Consider the following 568-nt stretch of genomic DNA (forward strand, 5'->3'; position numbering starts at 1 on the left):
TAGCCCGGGACGCCGCTTACCTGGTTGACAGTGAAACCATCATACAGTATTTAAGCCAAGGAAAATGAGTAGGGAATTGATATATACAATAATAGGCAGGTGGGTACTTCTTCCGGGGATAGTGCTACTTGGTTCCTGCTCTGGCGACAAGGAGCCGCATGCGGCACATGAGGCCAGCAGCACTGCCGGAAACATGGATATGATTTCACTCAATGAAAGAGAGGAATTGCATGCTAACATCACCCTTGACACGGTAAGGATCAGACCCATAAGTGAAACAACGACGCTGGTGGGCAGAACGGCCTTTGACGAAAGAAAGGTAGTGGTGGTCACCTCCCGCGTACGGGGCCGGATAGATCGGTTGTTCGTGCGTAACCCATTGGAGCGGATAAGACAGGGGCAGCCGCTGTACGCATTGTACAGCGAAGAGCTGCTTTCGCTTGAAAAAGAACTGTTAAATGCCTTGCAGCAAGAAAAGTTCGGCGCTACGCAGGAGGTGATGAAACAATTGGTGGAAGGTGCGCGTCAGCGCTTGCTGCTATATGGGCTGACAGCGGCGCAGGTGAGG

Annotated in this window: 1 pseudogene; it reads left to right on the forward strand. The window is 51.9% G+C overall.

What is annotated here, in order from left to right:
- Positions 1 to 193: 193 nt before the first annotated feature.
- A pseudogene (locus tag LWP20_RS18155) lies at positions 194 to 568 on the forward strand (efflux RND transporter periplasmic adaptor subunit); the annotation flags it as partial.

It is taken from the genome of Pontibacter vulgaris, assembly GCF_022758145.1.
Taxonomy (GTDB): domain Bacteria; phylum Bacteroidota; class Bacteroidia; order Cytophagales; family Hymenobacteraceae; genus Pontibacter; species Pontibacter vulgaris.